Raw genomic sequence first — 15,975 nt, 5'->3', positions numbered from 1 at the left:
GCGATTCGATCTTGCGCCCCCGGAGGCACGTGACAATGAGTATCGGCTCCATGACGGCACGCCCGGCCCGTGGGCCCCTCGCGGGGCTCATGGCCCACCTCGTCCTGACCGCCGTGCTGGCGGCCACGACCGGGGTGACCGCGGCCGGCTGGCTCGCCGGCACCGCGTACGCCGTCGTGCTCTACCTGGTCCTGCGCGCCGGCCTGGACCGCGCCGGGATGCGCGCGCTCGGCCCGGCCAACACCGTCACGCTGGGCCGCGCGGTCCTGGTCGGCGGCGTCACCGCGCTGGTCGTCACGTCGTTCTCGCGGCCGGTGTCACTGCCGGTGCTGGTCACGCTCGTCGCGGTGGCCCTGGCCCTGGACGGGGTCGACGGCCAGGTCGCCCGCCGCACGGGCAGCACCAGCACGCTCGGCGCCCGCTTCGACATGGAGATCGACTCGTTCCTGGTCCTCGTGCTGAGCGTCTTCGTGGCCGGCACCTACGGCTGGTGGCCGATCGCCATCGGCGCGTTCCGCTACCTGTTCGTCGCCGCGTCCTGGGCCGCGCCGTGGCTCAACGGCGCGCTGCCGCCCCGGTTCTCCCGCAAGGTCGTCGCCGCGGTGCAGGGCGTGGTCCTGGTCGTGGTGACCGCGGACCTGCTGCCGCCCGCGCTGTCGTACGCCGCCCTCGCCGTCGCCCTGCTGATGCTGACCTGGTCGTTCGGCTATGACATCCTCGGCCTGCGCGTCGCCGAGGAGGCCCGCCGCACCACCCGCGTCACCCTGATCCGCCACATCCCGGCCCGCCACATCCCGGCCCCGCGCCGGCGCCGCCCGGCCTCCGTCAACGTCTGAGCCCGGCGGCCGGTTGACGCGGTCCGCGAGGATGGGCCGCATGCATAGACGATGGACAATGACGGCGGCGGCGGTGGTGGCGGGGCTGGCCGCAGTGCTGGTGGCCGGACAGGTGGCGGCCGCGCCCAGGACGATCCCCGACCGGGTCATGCTGCAGGCCGAGGATCTCGGCGGGGCGGTTCCCGGCCCGGTGGCGGACGACCTGGCGTTCCAGCTGCTGCCCCAGCCGTGTGCCGGCGTCCCGGTCCCGCAGCCCCGGGCGAGCCGCGGTCTCTCCGCTGATCACGGCCCCCGGGCCCGGGTCCACGAGAACGTGGCGCGCTACCCACGGGCCGGCGCGAAGGCCTATCTGGACACCCTGAAGGCGCAACTCGCCACGTGCCGGGCGGGCGGCGGCGACAACGGCTTCCGGACCGTCGCCGAGGACCACCTCGGCCCGGACACCGTCCTGTTCGAGTACCAGTACGACGAGGGCGACCGCTGGGTGGCATACGTGGCCGCCGCCGTCGGCCGGTACGTGGTCGTCGTCCTCGTCACCGACCCGGTCGTCGGCGCCGGAGACCTCACGCTCGCCAACACCATCGCGAGCGCGGCCATCCGTCGCGCCGCCGCCTAGGGATACTTTCCAGGGACCGGCCAACCTGATGCCTGGCGTACGGTCTCCGTTCGTGGCGGGCCGACGGTGGGGACAGCACACCTAGCCGATCCGCCGGGCCGCCCACGACGGGGCGGGCGGCACCGTGCCGGGGTGCAGGATCGCCGCGACGGCCTCGACCCCGTCGACGAGACGGGGCCCGGGCCGCACCACCAGGGCGTCGCCGTCGACCGCCCACACCTGGGCGTCCGGGAAGTGCGGCACCACCCGCCGTGCCTGACCGGCGGCGCCGTCGAGGTGGAACCCGCACGGGGTGACCAGCACGACGTCCGGCCGCGCGGCGCTCAGCGCGGCCCAGGTCGTCTCCACCGAGCGCTGCCCGGCCCGCGCCGCGACCGGTTCCCCGCCCGCGGCCGTGACGAGGTCCGGCACCCAGTGCCCGCCGGCGAACGGCGGGTCCACCCACTCGACGATCGCCACCCGCGGCCGGGGCCGCCCGGCCACCGCCGCGGCGACCGCGTCCAGTCGCGCCCGCAGGCTCCCCACCAGCACCTCGGCCCGCTCCGGGACCCCGGCCCGGGCGCCGACCGCGGTGATGGTGCCGAGGACCTCCTCCAGCGAGTACGGGTCGAGCGACAGCACGTCCGCCCGGCAGCCGAGATGATCGAGGGCGTCCTCGACGTGATCGGACGGCAGTGCGCACACGCGGCACAGGTCCTGGGTCAGGATCAGCTCGGGATCCAGCCCGGCCAGCGCCCCCGCGTGCAGGGTGTACAGGTCCTCGCCGGCGGCCATCCGCTGCTTCACGTACGCGTCGATGTCACCCGGGCTCATCCCGCTCGTGTCCCGCCCACCGACCACGACGGTCTTCTCGGTGCGCGCGGAGGCGGGTTCGTCGCACTCGAACGTGACGCCGACGAGGTCGTCGCCGAGGCCGAGGGCGTACACGATCTCGGTGGCGGAGGGCAGCAGCGAAACCAGGCGCATACCGGTGATTCTGCCCGCCCGGGTCTCAGTGCGGTGCGAGCAGGTCGAACGCGGCCGGGATGCACCGGCTCCAGTACGCGAAGTTGTGCCGGCCCTCGGCGTAGCCGCCGGTCGCCTTGCCACCGGGCAGCACCTTCTCGAACGCCTTCACCTCGGCGAGCAGCCCGTCGTCCGTGCCGCACCAGAGGCCCACCCGGTGCCCGCGCAGCTTCTCGACCTGGGCGAACACGTCGTCGCCGGGGGAGATCGCGGGGGAGAACGCGGCCACCGAGGTGACGAACTCCGGGAACGTCTCGGCCAGCAGCAACGAGCCGTACCCGCCCATCGACCATCCGCACACCGCGAACGTCTCCGTGGCGAAGCCCCGCTCCGCGCACCACGCCGGGATCTCCTCGCGCACCATCCGCTGCGGATCGTCGGCCCCGGACGCTCGCCAGGACAGCCGGCCACCGGTCGCCCCGGCGAGCACGAACGGCGGATTGCCACGGCGTACCGCATCGGTCAGGAACCTGCCCAGTCCCAGCGAGGGAAAATCCGCGGCGGTCTTGGACGCGCCGTGCAGGACCAGGCAGACCGGCAGGCCGCGCCCGTCACCGTGGCCGTCCGGCACGGCCGTGTAGAAATCGACGGTACGACCGCGAGCGCGCGATGCGCGCTGCTCCAGTCGCTCGTCCCCGACCGGGACACCGGGCACCACCGGCTGCTGTCCCGGCCGCAACCGGGTGTACCCACCGGCCACCACCACGGCGGCCGCCGCGCCCGCCCCCGCCACCAACGTCCGTCTGCGCATCACCGGGATCAACGACGGCGGTCACCCCGTGACGCGGGTCAGTAGCTCGGTGTCATCTTCTGGGTGCCGATCGAGGCCAGCAGCTCGAGCTTGCTCCGGGCGCCGGTCCCCGGCCGTGGCGTGTAGACCACCAGCCGCAGGTCCGACCCCTGGGTGGTGAGCACATCGGAGTCCAGCGCGATGTCCCCGACCTCCGGATGCTCGACGACCTTCGGGGCGCTGTGATGCTCGGACACCGACCGCAGCGCCCACAGCTCGCGGAACCGGGGGCTCGCCGACAGCCGGGACACCAGCGCCGCCACATCGGGATCGCCGGGATACCGGCCGGTGGTCGCGCGCAGGTCCGCGACCAGCGACTCCTCGAACGCGGCCCGCTCCGCCGCGGTCTGCCGGACCCGGGACGGCGCCGACTCGAACTGCCAGAGCAGCGCGCTGCGGGCCGCACCGTCCGGCCCGGTCGGATCGCCGAACGTCGCCGCGAACAGCGGGTTTCAGTGCAGCAGCCGCCAGGCCGCGTCGTACACCGCCAGCGGGTGACCGCTCAGCTGCGCCATGATCCGGTGCAGACTGCGGGGGAGCAGCCGCGGGATCCGGGCCGGGTCCGCGGCGTGCCCGGCGAGGCGCAGCAGGTGGGCCTGCTCGTCGTCGGACAACTGCAACGCCCGGGCCAGCGCCGTGCAGACCTGCGCCGACGGCGTCGGGGCCCGCCCCTGCTCCAGCCGGACGACGTACTCCACCGAGATGCCGGCCAGCACCGCCAGTTCCTCCCGGCGCAACCCCGGCACCCGGCGCGGCGAGTTGTGCGCGAACCCGGCGGCGGCGGGCTCCAGCCGCCCCCGCCACGACCGCAGCGCGGCACCGAGATCGCTCATGACGCCATTGTCACCCGGCCGGCCGGACACCGGGTGGTACGGCTTGTACCAGGACGGACGGTAACTTCCCCGGCCCCGGTGACGGGTCCACGATCGGCCCATGACCGACACCCTGACCCTCGCCCCCGACCTCACCCTCAGCCGGATGGGCTACGGCGCCATGCAGCTGGCCGGCCCGAACGCCTTCGGCCCGCCCCGCGACCGCGCCGAGGCCGTCCGGGTCCTGCGCACCGCCGTCGACCTGGGCATCACCCACCTGGACACCAGCGACTACTACGGCCCGGTGGTCACCAACGAGATCATCCGCGAGGCCCTGCACCCGTACGCCCCGGAGTTGCGCATCGTCACCAAGGTCGGCTTCACCCGGGGCCCGGACGGCAGCTGGGACCCGCACCCGCACCACCTGCGCGACCAGGTCCACGCGAACCTGGACCACCTCGGCCTGGACGTCCTCGACGCGGTCAACCTGCGCGTCGAGGGCCCGGCCTCCGTCGCCGGACCGTTCGGCGAACTGGCCGACCTGCGCCGGGAAGGCCTGATCCGCCACCTCGGCCTCTCGAACGCCACCGCGGCCCAGGTCGCCGAGGCCCGCGAGATCGCCCCCGTCGTCTTCGTCCAGAACCTCTACAACCTGGCCGACCGGCGCGACGACACCCTGATCGACACCCTCGCCGCGGACGGCATCGGCTACGTCCCGTTCTGGCCGCTCGGCGGCTGGAACCCGGTGCGGTCCGCCACCCTCGACAAGGTGGCGGCGGATCTCGGCGCGACCCCGAAGCAGGTGGCCCTGGCCTGGCTGCTCCACCGCTCCCCGAACATCCTGCTCATCCCCGGCACCTCCACGGTCCCCCACCTGACGGAAAACATCGCCGCCGCGACCCTGCACCTGCCCACCGAAGCCCTCACCCGCCTCGGCGACCTGGGCTAGTCGCGGCGCCACTTCAGGTGGTTGAAGAGCAGGTTGAGGAGGAAGACGATCACGACGGTGGTGGTGATGGAGCTGCCGAGGATGATCTGGAGCTCGTCGGGGAACTTTGCGTAGAAGGCGGGGGCCACCACCGGGACCATGCCGGCTCCGATGGCCACCGCCACGATGAGCAGGTTGTTGGTGCCGTCGAAGTCGACGCGGCGCAGGCTCTTGATGCCGACCGCGGTGACGGTGGCGAACATGACGAGGGCCGCGCCGCCGATGACCGGGCCGGGGATCGCGGCGATGATCTCGCCGAGTTTGGGGATCAGGCCGAGCAGGACCAGGATGACGCCGGCCGCGGTGACGACGTAGCGGCTGCGGACCCGGGTGACCTGGACCAGGCCCACGTTCTGGGCGAACGCGGTGTCCAGGAACGAGTTGAACGTGCCGGCCAGCAGGCCGCTCACGCCGTCGGCGGCGAGGCCCCGGGCGATGTCGTTCGCGGTCAGTTCCTTGTCGGTGAGCTGGGCCACCGCCAGCATGTCCGCGGTGGACTCGACGTAGATGACCAGCATGACCACGCACATCGAGATGACCGCCGCGACCGGGAACTGCGGGGCGCCGAAATAGAACGGGCGGGCCAGGCCGAACCAGCCGGCGTCGCCGACGGCGCTGAAGTCGACCAGGCCCATGAGCGCGGCCACCACGACGCCGAAGACGAGGCCGATCAGCACCGCGAGGGAGACCAGGAAGCCGCGGGCGAAGCGGTTGATCAGGACGATGAGCAGGATGATCGACGCGGCGAGGGCCAGGTGGCTCAGGTTGCCGTACCCGGGATCGCTCTCGTCGTTGCCGGCGATCAGGCCGGCGCCGGCGTCGATGAGCGAGAGGCCGATGACCGTGATGACCGTGCCGGTGACCAGCGGCGGGAACAGGTGGATGATCCTGGAGAACGGTTTGGCGATGAGGATGCCGAACACGCCGGCGGCGAGCATCGAGCCGTAGACGGCCGGCATGCCGTACGTGCCGCCGATGAGGATCATCGGGCTGAGCGCGGTGAACGTGGCGCCGGCGACGATCGGCAGGCGGACGCCCAGGATCTTCCCGACGCCGAGGCTCTGCACGATGGTGATCACACCGGCCACGAACAGGTCGGCGTTGACGAGGATGGCGATGACGTCGGTGCTGAGCCCGAGCGCTCCGCCGACGATGAGGGGGACGGCGACGCAGCCCGCGTACATGACGAGGACGTGCTGCAGGCCCAGGACGGCGAGCCGCCCGAACGGGAGCATCTGATCGACGGGGTGTTTCTCCGCAACCACGACGGGTGACGACATGCGGGCATTGTCGGCCGCGAATGTTGTCGTCCGGTTAAACCCCCGTAAGGCTCAGCAGCCGGGTCCGCTCGCCCTGCCCCGCACGATCCGGTACGCCGTGATGTCACCGTCGACGAACGGTGTCAGCTGCGCCGTCCGGGTGGGGGTGGTGCCGTACTGCGCGACGTAGCCGACGATGGCGGTCTCCACCGCGCGGCAGTCGGCGGCCGCGGCGACTTCCTCGGCCTGGCGGGTGGCATCACCGTTGTTTAACGCAGCGTAAGAAACGCCAGCAACACTCAATGTGATGGCAGCCGCCATGGCGACCTCGGTGAGATTCACGAAAAACTCCCGCTCAAATGCGTCGGAGTGGACCGACTCGGTCACCTTACGGGAAGTCACTCTAAGTGTCTATTGGTCGGCGAGGATGAGTACGGCGACTCAAAGTGACTTCATCGTCAGGGCGAGGGAAAACTTCCGGAAACGGCACGAAAGTGTATTTCATGCCTGTATGACGTTTTCATGGGTGAGTTGACGAAGCGGGACAAGCAGGTCATCGGCGGCAGCGTGGTCGTGCTCCTCTTCGCCGGATCGGGCGCGCTGGCGCTCTCCGGCGACCAGGACACCGGCCGCGACGACGCGCAACGGTCGGCGATCGCCGAGGCCCGGCTGGGCGGGGCGGCCGGCACCGCCATGGGCGCGCGTGGCGCCGGCGACACGGGGGGCGGCGACACGGGGGGCGGTGACGGGCCGGGTGCGGTGGCCGTTGTCCCTTTTCCGCGTACCGACTTCCCGCCCGCGACGCTGCGGCCACCGCTGGGCGAGGTCTTCGGCCCGCCCGGGTTCCGGCCCGCGGTGCCCCAGGGCCCGGCCTCCACCACGCCGCCCCTGACCACGCCGCCCACAACGGTGCCGCCCCAGGCGCTGCCGACCACTTTCCCACCGTTCACGACGGCGCCCACGTTTCCGCCGGTCGCCGATCCGCCGGTCACCGATCCGCCCGCGACCGATCCGCCGGTCACGCACCCACCGGTCACGCACCCACCGGCCACGACGCCCGTGCCGACGCCGACGGCCCCGGCCCCCACCGCCCCGACGCCGACGGCCCCGGCCCCCACCACCCCGGCCCCCACCACCCCGGCCCCCACCACCCCGGCCCCCACCACCGAGACCCCGCCGACCGGGGAACCCACCGATGGGCCCACCAAGGAGCCGACCGGGGAACCGACCGCGCAACCCACCGCGGAGCCGCCGGTGCCCGCCGAGCCGGCCCCCCAGCCACCGGTGCCCGCCGAGCCGGAGCCGCCGGTGACCGAAGAACCCACGCCCGGGCCGACCGCCGAGCCCACGTCCGGGCCCACGTCAGCGCCCACCTCAGCGCCCACGTCAGCGCCCACGTCAGCGTCGACGTCAGCGCCCACGTCCGGGCCCACCTCGGCGCCGGCGTCGGTGTCCGCGTCCGGGCCCACCGGGGAACCGGTTCCGTCGCTCAGCGGGGAACCCGCCAAGGAGCCGGTGAGCCTGGCGCCGCCGGTCCCGGTGCCCAGCCCCACCGCTGAGTCGCCGGACCCCAGCCCGGAACCGGGCGGCACGCCGAGCGGCGCGACGGGTCCGCTGCCGTACCTGAAGACCGTTCTCGACCTGCGCGGGTCCGGGTACGGCGCCGTGTCCCGGCCGGGACCGCTCGGCTGACCGGGTCCGCGTGTCAGGGTGATCACCCTGGGGTCATACGATTCGGGGCGGGAATGCACCGTACGCACGGAGGGAAGTCATGAGCACCGAGACGCTGGAGTTCCAGGCCGAGGCGCGCCAGCTTTTGCAGCTGATGGTCCACTCGATCTACTCCAACAAGGACATCTTCCTGCGCGAGCTGATCTCGAACGCGTCCGACGCCTTGGACAAGCTGCGCCTCGCGGCCCTCAAGGACGACGCGCTGACCGCGGAGGACCTGCACATCGCGGTCGAGGCCGACAAGGAGGCCCGCACCCTGACCGTGCGGGACAACGGTATCGGCATGGCGCGTGACGAGGTCGTGGCGCTGATCGGCACGATCGCCAAGTCGGGCACCGCCGAGCTGCTGCGCAAGATCAAGGACAGCAAGGAGAAGGACGGGGAGCAGGCCGAGCTGATCGGCCAGTTCGGCGTCGGTTTCTACTCGACGTTCATGGTCGGCGACAAGGTCACCCTGGTCACGCGCAAGGCCGGTGAGGAGACGGGTACCCGCTGGGAATCGGCCGGCGAGGGCACCTACACGGTCGAGGAGGTCGCCGACGCGCCCGCCGGGACCAGCGTGACGGTGCACCTGCGGCCCGAGGACGCCGAGGACGCGCTGTACGACTACAGCGACGAGTGGAAGATCAAGGAGATCGTCAAGCGGTACTCCGACTTCATCTCGTTCCCGATCCGGCTGATCAAGGCCGAGGGCGAGCCGGAGACGCTCAACTCGATGAAGGCCCTGTGGGCGCGGCCGCGCTCCGAGGTCAAGGACGAGGAGTACACCGAGTTCTACCGGCACATCAGCCACGACTGGACCGACCCGCTGGAGATCATCCAGATGCGGGCCGAGGGCACCTTCGAGTACGAGGCGCTGCTGTTCATCCCGTCGCGGGCCCCGCACGACCTGTTCCAGCGTGACGGCCAGCGCGGCATCCAGCTGTACGTCAAGCGCGTCTTCATCATGGACGACAGCCGGGAGCTGATGCCCGACTACCTGCGCTTCGTCAAGGGTGTCGTGGACGCGGCCGACCTCTCGCTGAACATCTCCCGCGAGATCCTGCAGCAGGACCGGCACATCCAGATGATCCGCCGCCGGCTCGCCAAGAAGGTCCTGTCCACGATCAAGGACCTGATGACGAAGGACGCGGAGAAGTACGCCACGTTCTGGCGGGAGTTCGGCCGCGCGGTCAAGGAGGGCCTGCTCGCCCAGGGCGAGGACCAGAAGGCGATCCTGGACGTGTCGTCGTTCGCGTCCACGGCCGGCGACGAGCCGACCACGCTCGCCGACTACGTGAGCCGGATGAAAGAGGGCCAGGACGAGATCTACTTCATGACCGGGGAGAGCCGCGCGCAGGTCGAGAATTCCCCGCACATGGAGGCGTTCAAGGCCCAGGGGTACGAGGTCCTGCTGCTCACCGACCCGGTGGACGAGGTGTGGGTCGAGGCGGTCCCCGAGTACGACGGCCGGAAGCTGCAGTCGATCGCCCGGGGCAACGTCGACCTGAAGTCCGACGAGAAGCCGTCCGAGGAGCAGACCGGTGAGTACGCGCCGCTGCTGACCTGGCTCGGCGAGACGCTCGGCGAGGTCAAGGAGGTCCGGCTCTCCACCCGCCTGACCACGTCGCCGGCCTGCCTGGTCAGCGACGCCGACGACATCACCCCCGCGCTGGAGAAGATGTACAAGGCGATGGGCCAGGACGTCCCCACGGCCAAGCGGATCCTCGAGCTCAACCCGGGGCACCCGCTGGTCAGCGGCCTGCGCGACGCGCACGCGTCCCGGGCCGAGGACCCGGCGCTGCCGGAGACCGCCGAGCTGCTGTACGGCACGGCGCTGCTGGCCGAGGGCGGCGACCTGACCGACCCGGCCCGCTTCGCGAAACTGCTCGCGGACCGGCTCGCCCGCACGGTCTGACCGTCAGGACTGGCGGGTGACGGCCGTCCGGAACGCTTCCCGGACGGCCGTCGCCCCGGCGACCACCACGGCCGCGGCGCCGCGCACGGTGGCGGCGACCGGGCCGTGCGGTGGGACGCGTTCCTCGACGGCCTCCCACTCGGCGGGGGTCACCGGGAACGGATTGCCCCCACCGGACATGCGCAGCACCAGGGTGGTGGCGAACCGGGGGTCCTCGGACAGGGTCGCGCGCGCGATGGTCGTACCCGGGAACGTCTGGTCGAAGCGCACCGGGAGCAACCACCGGTCGTCCACGCCGCCGGGCCAGAACCGGTCGTCGGCCGCGCCGCGGCGGGGGACGCCGGTGATGACGCCGACCGCGACCACACCGCCGTCCCCGCCGCTGGTCCAGAGCGCGACCTGGTCGCCGGCGGTGATCGCGTCCCGGTGCCGGCGGATCGGCCAGGCGTCGGTGTGCCCGCCCGCGGCGAGGAAATCGTCGAGCGGCCACTTCTTCGGGTTCACCTGCAGCAACCAATGCGCCATGATCATGATTGTGGTCGCCCGGCGGGCACCGTGGGTGATGTTCCGGCAACGCCCACCTAGGGTGGACGGTATGAGTGTCCAGTCCACCGAGATCCACCTCGCCGCCCGCCCGCACGGCGCCCCCACCCTCGACGACTTCGCGACCGTGCGCACCGAGGTGCCCGATCCGGGCCCCGGTCAGATCCTCGTGCGCAATGCCCTGATGAGCGTCGACCCGTACATGCGGGGCCGGATGGACGACCGCAAGTCCTATGTGGCGCCGTTCGCGCTGGGTGCGCCGCTGGAGGGCGGCGCGGTCGGTGAGGTGGTGGCGTCCGGGGCGGACGGTTTCCGGGCCGGCGACCACGTGCTGCACGGTCTCGGCTGGCGGGAGTACGCCCTGCTCGACGCGCGCGGCGCCACCAAGGTCGACACCGGGGTGGCCCCGCTCGGGGCGTACCTGGGGATTCTCGGCATGATCGGCACGACCGCGTACGCCTGCCTGATGCGCACCGCCGAGTTCCGCAAGGGTGACGCGGTCTTCGTGTCCAGTGCGGCCGGCGCGGTCGGCTCGGTCGCCGGGCAGCTGGCCCGGATCAAGGGCGCGAGCCGGGTGATCGGCAGCGCCGGCTCCGCCGCCAAGGTCTCCTACCTGCTCGACGAGCTCGGCTTCGACGCCGCGTTCAACTATAGGGACGGCCCGGTCCGCGACCAGCTGGCGGCGGCCGCCCCCGACGGTATCGACGTGTACTTCGACAACGTCGGCGGCGACCACCTCGAAGCGGCCATCGCCCGGCTCAACGTGCACGGCAGGATCGGCGTCTGCGGCATGATCAGCGTCTACAACGCCACCGAGCCGGTGCCGGCGCCGCGCAACCTCGCCCAGGTCATCGGCAAACGCCTGACGCTGCGCGGCATGCTGGTCGCCGACCACCGCGACCTGCGCGACGAGTACCTCGCCGAGGCCGCCCCGCTGGTCGCCGACGGCACCCTCAAGCTGCGCGAGACGGTCCACGAGGGCATCGGCGATGCTCCGGCCGCGTTCCTGTCGATGCTCGGCGGCCAGGACACCGGCAAGGTCCTCGTGAGGCTTTAACCGGCGGCGATGTGCAGGACGGCGTCGGCCCCCTCGACCGTTGCCCGGTCGAGGGGGAAGTAGCCCTGCTCGGGGCGGGTGTCGGTGCGGGTGTCGCCGGGCTCGACCTCGGGTGCCGGGGTCAGGCCCCAGCCGGTGGTGCGGCGTTGCAGCCGGCCCTCGTACGTCCCGGGGTGGGGATCGGGCAGGCCGATCGTGTCGCCGCGGCCGAGGCTGCCGGCGATGAAGACGTAGCCGTCGTCCTGCATCGAGCTGAGGATGGCGCCCGCGCCGGCGAAGACGACGTCCTGGCCGGCGTTGCTCCAGCCGCTCGGGTTCCGCTGCAGGTGCAGGTTGTGGGCGAAGACCAGGGTGGGTCCGCGGCCGGCCTCGGCCGCCCGGATGTCGAGCAGGTTCCCGGCCATCAGCACGTCGCGGACCCCGGACAGGCGGGCGATCCGGTCGCTCTGCTCGGGCAGTGGCTCGGCGGCCTGCTTGTGGTACTGCAGCAGGCCGATCCCGGCGGTGAGGTGGGTCCGGGCCCGCCGCCACGCGTCGCGGGAGGTCGTCGCGATCAGCTGCGGCGCCCGCGCGTGCAGCGCGATCAGCAGGTCGTCGGCGACCGAGCGGAGCCGCGCGGCCTCGGCCGACGCGCCGATGGACGCGCGGTGGTCCAGGATCGCCTCGGTACGCTCCCACAGCGCGTCGTCCCCGGCGAGGTCCACGTCGGCGCCGAGGTAGTCGCGGGCGTGCTCCAGATAGGTCCGGGGGCTGGGTGCGGTCATGGTCTCGGTGGGGGCGTCGAAGCCGTGGAACGTCAGCCGTTCGTCGGCCGGCAGCCCGTCGTTGTGCTCGCGCATCCACGCGACGAGCTCCTGGTTGCCGTCCAGGTCGCCGAAGCCGTGCGAGAAGGCGGTGCGGTCGCCGGCTCCGGTCTGGACGAAGTCGTCGACGGCCAGCGCGGCGACCCGGTCGGTCTCGAGGGCGATCGACCGGAACCCCCGCTCCGCCAGCGTGGCGAACAGGTCGTTGCGGATCCGCGCGAACGCGGGCACCTGGTGGGTCGGTTCCCCGAGGGCGAGCAGGGAACACGAGGCGGGCACGAAGTCACGGATGTCCTGGTTCATGTCCGCCAAGCGTATCGTTGAAAGAACGGTTGAGGCTTCCGGAGCCGCTACCGTGGCAGCGTGACGGAAAGCTTCAAACCGGTCGACCTCGCGCGAGAGCACGGCCTGTCGGCCCAGGCGGTCCGCAACTACGAACGCGACGGTTTCCTGCCCGCCGCGGGACGCACGGCGAACGGCTACCGGGTCTACACGGCGGTGCACGCGGCGGCGTTGCGGGCGTTCCTGGCGCTGATCCCGGCGTACGGGCACGCGGCCGCCGGCCGGATCATGAACGCGCTGCACGACGACGATCTCGACGGCGCCCTGGACCTCATCGACCGGGGACACCAGCAGCTGAGCCGGGACCGCGCGACGCTGGCCGCGGTCCACGACGCGAGGCCGGGTGAGGCCGGGCCGCTGAGCATCGGCGAGCTCACCCGGCGGCTCGGGGTGAACCCGGCGACGGTGCGCGGCTGGGAGCGGGCCGGCATCCTCGTCCCGGTCCGGGACCCGGCCACCGGCTACCGGGTGTTCGGCCCGGCCGGGGTGCACGACGCGGAGCTGACGCACCTGCTGCGGCGCGGGGGATACCCGCTCGGCCGGATCGCCGCGGTGCTCGGGCGGATCCGCGCGGGGGGCGGGCGGGAAGCGGTGCTCGACTGGCACCGCAGGCTGACCGGGCGGGGCGTGGCCATGCTGCGCGCGGCCGCCGCGCTCAGCGCGTACCTGGAACTATTTGTCCCAGGCGGCCCGGACCGCGTCGATCTCCGCGCGGTGGCTGATCTCCCAGGGGCCGATCCGCGGCGCGAGCAGCTTCATCGCGGCTAGGTAGGCGGGCCGGCGGCAGTCGGTGTCCGCCTTGTAGGCCGCCCGGATCTGCTTGATCCCACGCTTCCAGGCCTTGCCGGGCCGGGCGCCGTCGACCGGGGCGTCGGCCCGCTGGAGCCGCGGGGTGAACAGGAAATCGGTGCGCTCGTCGACGTCGTAGCCGTAGCGGCTCTTCATGCAGCCCCGGTAGGGCCGCATCGCCGCGCGGACGGTGGGGTCGGCGAGGACCGGGCCGAGCAGGTCCGGGAAGCCGGAGAGCCGCTCGGCGCCGGCGGGCATGTCGAAGTCGTGGTAGAGCCGGTAGTCGTACCGCGACGAGCAGGCGTTGTAGGCCGCGACGTCCGCCGCGGGCACCGAGGGCTCGATGGCTCCCGCCCGTTCGAGCCGGGCGAACGCGAGCTCGTTGAGGATCTGCCGGCGCCCGCGGTCGGTGATGTCGTCGACCGTGGACCCGTATCCGCTGCCGTAGCCGAGATCCGCGTCGGTGAAGTCCGCGTAGAAACTCGTGAACGGCATCTTCCGGTACGGGTGACCGGCCGCCCGCATGCACGCCGCCTTGCCACCCTCGATGCGCCGGTAGTTGCGGCGTTCCGCCCGGCGCCGCTGGGTGACCGTGCCGGTGATCTCGATCGTCAGCCGGTCGAGCCGCGCCGCCGTGTCCGTGACCGAGGGGGCGCTGACCGAGGCGGTGGGCTGGGTGCCGGCCACTCCCGCGGCCGGCACGGCGAGAACGATCATGCCCCAGGCCAGCACCATCACGCGACGCATCATGACCCGTTGAACGAGCACGACGCGTCGCGGTGACGGATCAGCCGCTGCGCCGGTTGCCGTACTGCCGGGGGCTCTGGACGGAACCGCGGCCGACCGGCGGCTGGCCCTTGGCGAACGCCTCGGACCTGGTGCTGGTCTTGCCCTTCGCCCGGCGGGCGGCCCGGTTGGTGAAGACCTCGGTCTCCTCGCCGGCCTCAGGTTCTTCGGCGGGGGCACTTGATTCAGGCATCGGGTCTCCTGGCATGTGGATGGTGTTCCAGGCTATCTCACCGGCGGCCGGCCCCGCGCCGGATCACCTCCCCGCGGTAGGCCCGCGCCCGCACCAGAATGGTCACCGCCGCACCGGTGACAGCCGTACCCGCGGCGGCGGCCAGCACCGCGGCGGCGGCGCCCGAGCGGGTGGCGGCGAGAACCACCGAACCGGCCGTGACCAGGCCGGTGAAGCCCGTCGCCAGCCACCCGGCGACCACCCGGTCCAGGGCGAACAGCGGCCGGCGGGCGAGGGTCCAGGCCGCGAAGCCGGTCCAGCCCAGACCGATCAGGATCAGGACGGCGAACGCGATCGCGGTACGCGCCGCAAGTGGCCCGGGCTCGGTCGCCCACAGCAGGGTGAGCGTGGCGGCGGCGCCGAGCCCGGCGAGCCCCACCGCGACCGTGCCCAGCCGGCGGCGCAGCGACAGCCCGCGCACGATCGTCTCAGGGGTGTATCCGGGCCGGTCGGTCATGAGTCGTATCCCTTCGCGACGAGGTGGTCCCGCAGCAGCAGCCGGGCCCGGTGCAACCGGGACTTGACCGTGCCGGCCGGCACCCCGAGGATCTGCGCGCAGTCGTCCAGGGCCAGGTCGTGCAGGTAGAACAGCACCAGCACCTCACGTTCGCGCGGCGGCACCCCGGCGAGGCCGTCCTCCACCTCGGCCCGGTCCAGGGCCAGGTGCGCACTGTCCACGGTGCCCTCGTCCGGGGGTGGTGGCTCGGCCGGGGCGTACCTGCGGCGCAGGTGGTTCATCAAGGATCGCCGGACGATCGTGAACAACCAGGGGGCGAAGCGGTCCGGCTCCCGCAGGCGCGGCAGTGCCCGCAGCACCGCCGCCCAGGCTTCCTGGCTCACGTCGTCGGCCGGTCCGGGGGCGTCGAGCATCCGCCGCACGTACCGCCACACGGGCAGGTGCCAGCGCTCGACCAGGGCGGTCAGGGCCCGGCGGTCGCCGAGCTGGGCGCGGACCACCAGATCCGCGTCGTCGATCTGCATGACTGTTCAGTCGCGGGGGAGCCCGGCGAGGTTCACGCGTGCCATCGTTGAGAACCTGGTGCCCCGTCAACGAGAGTGAGTGTGCCGCTGTGCCGACGATCTTCACCCGCATCATCACCGGCGAGCTGCCCGGCCGGATCGTGTGGTCCGACGAGCGGGTCGCCGCGTTCCTCACCATCGCGCCGCTCACCCCCGGGCACACCCTGGTCGTGCCCCGGGCCGAGGTGGACGAATGGACCGACCTGGAGCCGGAGCTGGCCACCCACGTGCTGACGGTGAGCCACACGGTCGGCCGGGCGCTGAAGCGCGCGTTCGACGCGCCGCGGGTCGGGCTGGTGGTGGCCGGGTTCGAGGTGCCGCACGCGCACGTGCACGTCTTCCCGGCCACCGAGATGGCGGACTTCGACTTCGCCCGGGCGAACCCGGACGTGAGCCCCGAGGATCTGGACGCCAGCCACAAGCGCATCCTCGAGGCTCTGGAGCGTGACGTCTAGCGGTTCCGGCCCGG

General features: G+C 72.5%; 20 protein-coding genes. 8 read left to right on the top strand and 12 right to left on the bottom strand.

Annotated features, from left to right (window positions below):
• Positions 1–50 precede the first annotated feature (50 nt).
• Entirely contained in the window at positions 51–836 is a 786-nt protein-coding gene (locus ACIA6A_RS19970; protein WP_396099197.1) for a CDP-alcohol phosphatidyltransferase family protein, read from the top strand.
• A gap of 40 nt (positions 837–876) precedes the next feature.
• Positions 877–1,452 carry a hypothetical protein gene (locus ACIA6A_RS19965; protein WP_396099196.1) on the top strand — a complete coding sequence of 192 codons (576 nt, stop codon included), beginning with the start codon at positions 877–879 and terminating at the stop codon, positions 1,450–1,452.
• Between the two features lie 81 nt (positions 1,453–1,533).
• Here the strand turns inward: ACIA6A_RS19965 and ACIA6A_RS19960 are convergent, their stop codons facing one another.
• From ACIA6A_RS19960 to ACIA6A_RS19945, 4 genes are read right to left on the bottom strand one after another with little or no spacing between them, the layout of a single operon-like run.
• Positions 1,534–2,418, bottom strand: a complete 885-nt coding sequence (locus tag ACIA6A_RS19960; RefSeq protein WP_396099195.1) for an ABC transporter substrate-binding protein — start codon at positions 2,416–2,418, stop codon at positions 1,534–1,536.
• Between the two features lie 25 nt (positions 2,419–2,443).
• Positions 2,444–3,208 (bottom strand): alpha/beta hydrolase, encoded by a 765-nt coding sequence (locus ACIA6A_RS19955; protein WP_396099194.1) that lies wholly within the window; start codon positions 3,206–3,208, stop codon positions 2,444–2,446.
• A 38-nt stretch (positions 3,209–3,246) separates the two neighbouring features.
• Positions 3,247–3,693: a hypothetical protein gene (locus ACIA6A_RS19950; protein ID WP_396099542.1), complete on the bottom strand. Its 447-nt coding sequence runs from the start codon at positions 3,691–3,693 to the stop codon at positions 3,247–3,249.
• Positions 3,694–3,699: 6 nt separating this feature from the next.
• On the bottom strand, positions 3,700–4,080 hold the full coding sequence (locus tag ACIA6A_RS19945; protein ID WP_396099193.1) for a helix-turn-helix domain-containing protein: 381 nt from the start codon (positions 4,078–4,080) through the stop codon (positions 3,700–3,702).
• Between the two features lie 100 nt (positions 4,081–4,180).
• Here ACIA6A_RS19945 and ACIA6A_RS19940 point away from each other — a divergent pair, with 100 nt between their 5' ends.
• Complete coding sequence (locus ACIA6A_RS19940; RefSeq protein WP_396099192.1) at positions 4,181–5,008, top strand: oxidoreductase; 828 nt, start codon at positions 4,181–4,183, stop codon at positions 5,006–5,008.
• Here ACIA6A_RS19940 and ACIA6A_RS19935 read toward each other — a convergent pair.
• Both ACIA6A_RS19935 and ACIA6A_RS19930 read right to left on the bottom strand, forming a co-directional pair.
• On the bottom strand, positions 5,005–6,327 hold the full coding sequence (locus tag ACIA6A_RS19935) for a nucleobase:cation symporter-2 family protein (protein ID WP_396099191.1): 1,323 nt from the start codon (positions 6,325–6,327) through the stop codon (positions 5,005–5,007). The two genes, ACIA6A_RS19940 and ACIA6A_RS19935, sit on opposite strands and share 4 nt — an antisense overlap.
• A 51-nt stretch (positions 6,328–6,378) precedes the next feature.
• The gene (locus ACIA6A_RS19930; protein ID WP_396099190.1) at positions 6,379–6,693 is read right to left on the bottom strand and encodes a hypothetical protein; all 315 of its coding nucleotides are present in this window, start codon (positions 6,691–6,693) and stop codon (positions 6,379–6,381) included.
• Between the two features lie 135 nt (positions 6,694–6,828).
• Here ACIA6A_RS19930 and ACIA6A_RS19925 point away from each other — a divergent pair, with 135 nt between their 5' ends.
• Both ACIA6A_RS19925 and htpG read left to right on the top strand, forming a co-directional pair.
• Complete coding sequence (locus tag ACIA6A_RS19925) at positions 6,829–7,998, top strand: hypothetical protein (RefSeq protein ID WP_396099189.1); 1,170 nt, start codon at positions 6,829–6,831, stop codon at positions 7,996–7,998.
• 79 nt (positions 7,999–8,077) lie between these two features.
• Positions 8,078–9,934, top strand: a complete 1,857-nt coding sequence (gene htpG, locus ACIA6A_RS19920; protein ID WP_396099188.1) for a molecular chaperone HtpG — start codon at positions 8,078–8,080, stop codon at positions 9,932–9,934.
• A 3-nt stretch (positions 9,935–9,937) separates the two neighbouring features.
• On the opposite strand, the gene ACIA6A_RS19915 is transcribed toward htpG, so the two are convergent.
• On the bottom strand, positions 9,938–10,459 hold the full coding sequence (locus tag ACIA6A_RS19915; protein WP_396099187.1) for an EVE domain-containing protein: 522 nt from the start codon (positions 10,457–10,459) through the stop codon (positions 9,938–9,940).
• Positions 10,460–10,529: 70 nt separating this feature from the next.
• On the opposite strand from ACIA6A_RS19915, the gene ACIA6A_RS19910 reads away from it, so the two are divergent.
• Positions 10,530–11,534: an NADP-dependent oxidoreductase gene (locus ACIA6A_RS19910; RefSeq protein WP_396099186.1), complete on the top strand. Its 1,005-nt coding sequence runs from the start codon at positions 10,530–10,532 to the stop codon at positions 11,532–11,534.
• Here the strand turns inward: ACIA6A_RS19910 and ACIA6A_RS19905 are convergent.
• Positions 11,531–12,640, bottom strand: coding sequence for an erythromycin esterase family protein (locus ACIA6A_RS19905; RefSeq protein ID WP_396099185.1), 1,110 nt, complete (start codon positions 12,638–12,640; stop codon positions 11,531–11,533). The two genes, ACIA6A_RS19910 and ACIA6A_RS19905, sit on opposite strands and share 4 nt — an antisense overlap.
• A 60-nt stretch (positions 12,641–12,700) precedes the next feature.
• Here ACIA6A_RS19905 and ACIA6A_RS19900 point away from each other — a divergent pair, with 60 nt between their 5' ends.
• The gene (locus ACIA6A_RS19900) at positions 12,701–13,447 is read left to right on the top strand and encodes a MerR family DNA-binding transcriptional regulator (protein ID WP_396099184.1); all 747 of its coding nucleotides are present in this window, start codon (positions 12,701–12,703) and stop codon (positions 13,445–13,447) included.
• On the opposite strand, the gene ACIA6A_RS19895 is transcribed toward ACIA6A_RS19900, so the two are convergent.
• The 4 genes from ACIA6A_RS19895 to ACIA6A_RS19880 are packed head-to-tail and all read right to left on the bottom strand — an operon-like array spanning position 13,352 to position 15,467.
• On the bottom strand, positions 13,352–14,206 hold the full coding sequence (locus ACIA6A_RS19895) for a hypothetical protein (protein ID WP_396099183.1): 855 nt from the start codon (positions 14,204–14,206) through the stop codon (positions 13,352–13,354). The genes ACIA6A_RS19900 and ACIA6A_RS19895 overlap by 96 nt on opposite strands.
• Positions 14,207–14,255: 49 nt before the next feature.
• Positions 14,256–14,447, bottom strand: a complete 192-nt coding sequence (locus ACIA6A_RS19890) for a hypothetical protein (RefSeq protein ID WP_396099182.1) — start codon at positions 14,445–14,447, stop codon at positions 14,256–14,258.
• A 37-nt stretch (positions 14,448–14,484) separates the two neighbouring features.
• Positions 14,485–14,943: a hypothetical protein gene (locus ACIA6A_RS19885; RefSeq protein ID WP_396099181.1), complete on the bottom strand. Its 459-nt coding sequence runs from the start codon at positions 14,941–14,943 to the stop codon at positions 14,485–14,487.
• Positions 14,940–15,467: an RNA polymerase sigma factor gene (locus ACIA6A_RS19880; protein WP_396099180.1), complete on the bottom strand. Its 528-nt coding sequence runs from the start codon at positions 15,465–15,467 to the stop codon at positions 14,940–14,942. The genes ACIA6A_RS19885 and ACIA6A_RS19880 overlap by 4 nt, the downstream gene beginning before the upstream one ends.
• An 89-nt stretch (positions 15,468–15,556) precedes the next feature.
• Between ACIA6A_RS19880 and ACIA6A_RS19875 the strand changes: the two genes are divergently transcribed.
• Positions 15,557–15,961: an HIT family protein gene (locus ACIA6A_RS19875; RefSeq protein ID WP_396099179.1), complete on the top strand. Its 405-nt coding sequence runs from the start codon at positions 15,557–15,559 to the stop codon at positions 15,959–15,961.
• Positions 15,962–15,975: the final 14 nt, after the last annotated feature.

The sequence above is a fragment of the Actinoplanes sp. NPDC051494 genome (assembly GCF_044454705.1).
In the GTDB taxonomy this organism is placed as follows: Bacteria; Actinomycetota; Actinomycetes; order Mycobacteriales; family Micromonosporaceae; genus Actinoplanes.
Note: the sequence above shows the minus strand (reverse complement) of the source record. Positions and strands in the feature narration are given on the sequence as shown.

Excerpts from the sequence above, each read along its gene's own strand:
- ACIA6A_RS19940 (WP_396099192.1), top strand. The coding sequence starts at position 4,181 with ATGACCGACACCCTGACCCTCGCCCCCGACCTCACCCTCAGCCGGATG.
- ACIA6A_RS19965 (WP_396099196.1), top strand. The coding sequence starts at position 877 with ATGCATAGACGATGGACAATGACGGCGGCGGCGGTGGTGGCGGGGCTG.
- ACIA6A_RS19910 (WP_396099186.1), top strand. The coding sequence starts at position 10,530 with ATGAGTGTCCAGTCCACCGAGATCCACCTCGCCGCCCGCCCGCACGGC.
- ACIA6A_RS19955 (WP_396099194.1), bottom strand. The coding sequence starts at position 3,208 with ATGCGCAGACGGACGTTGGTGGCGGGGGCGGGCGCGGCGGCCGCCGTG.
- ACIA6A_RS19915 (WP_396099187.1), bottom strand. The coding sequence starts at position 10,459 with ATGGCGCATTGGTTGCTGCAGGTGAACCCGAAGAAGTGGCCGCTCGAC.
- ACIA6A_RS19925 (WP_396099189.1), top strand. The coding sequence starts at position 6,829 with ATGGGTGAGTTGACGAAGCGGGACAAGCAGGTCATCGGCGGCAGCGTG.
- ACIA6A_RS19880 (WP_396099180.1), bottom strand. The coding sequence starts at position 15,467 with ATGCAGATCGACGACGCGGATCTGGTGGTCCGCGCCCAGCTCGGCGAC.
- htpG (WP_396099188.1), top strand. The coding sequence starts at position 8,078 with ATGAGCACCGAGACGCTGGAGTTCCAGGCCGAGGCGCGCCAGCTTTTG.
- ACIA6A_RS19945 (WP_396099193.1), bottom strand. The coding sequence starts at position 4,080 with ATGAGCGATCTCGGTGCCGCGCTGCGGTCGTGGCGGGGGCGGCTGGAG.
- ACIA6A_RS19885 (WP_396099181.1), bottom strand. The coding sequence starts at position 14,943 with ATGACCGACCGGCCCGGATACACCCCTGAGACGATCGTGCGCGGGCTG.
- ACIA6A_RS19890 (WP_396099182.1), bottom strand. The coding sequence starts at position 14,447 with ATGCCTGAATCAAGTGCCCCCGCCGAAGAACCTGAGGCCGGCGAGGAG.
- ACIA6A_RS19960 (WP_396099195.1), bottom strand. The coding sequence starts at position 2,418 with ATGCGCCTGGTTTCGCTGCTGCCCTCCGCCACCGAGATCGTGTACGCC.
- ACIA6A_RS19970 (WP_396099197.1), top strand. The coding sequence starts at position 51 with ATGACGGCACGCCCGGCCCGTGGGCCCCTCGCGGGGCTCATGGCCCAC.
- ACIA6A_RS19905 (WP_396099185.1), bottom strand. The coding sequence starts at position 12,640 with ATGAACCAGGACATCCGTGACTTCGTGCCCGCCTCGTGTTCCCTGCTC.
- ACIA6A_RS19935 (WP_396099191.1), bottom strand. The coding sequence starts at position 6,327 with ATGTCGTCACCCGTCGTGGTTGCGGAGAAACACCCCGTCGATCAGATG.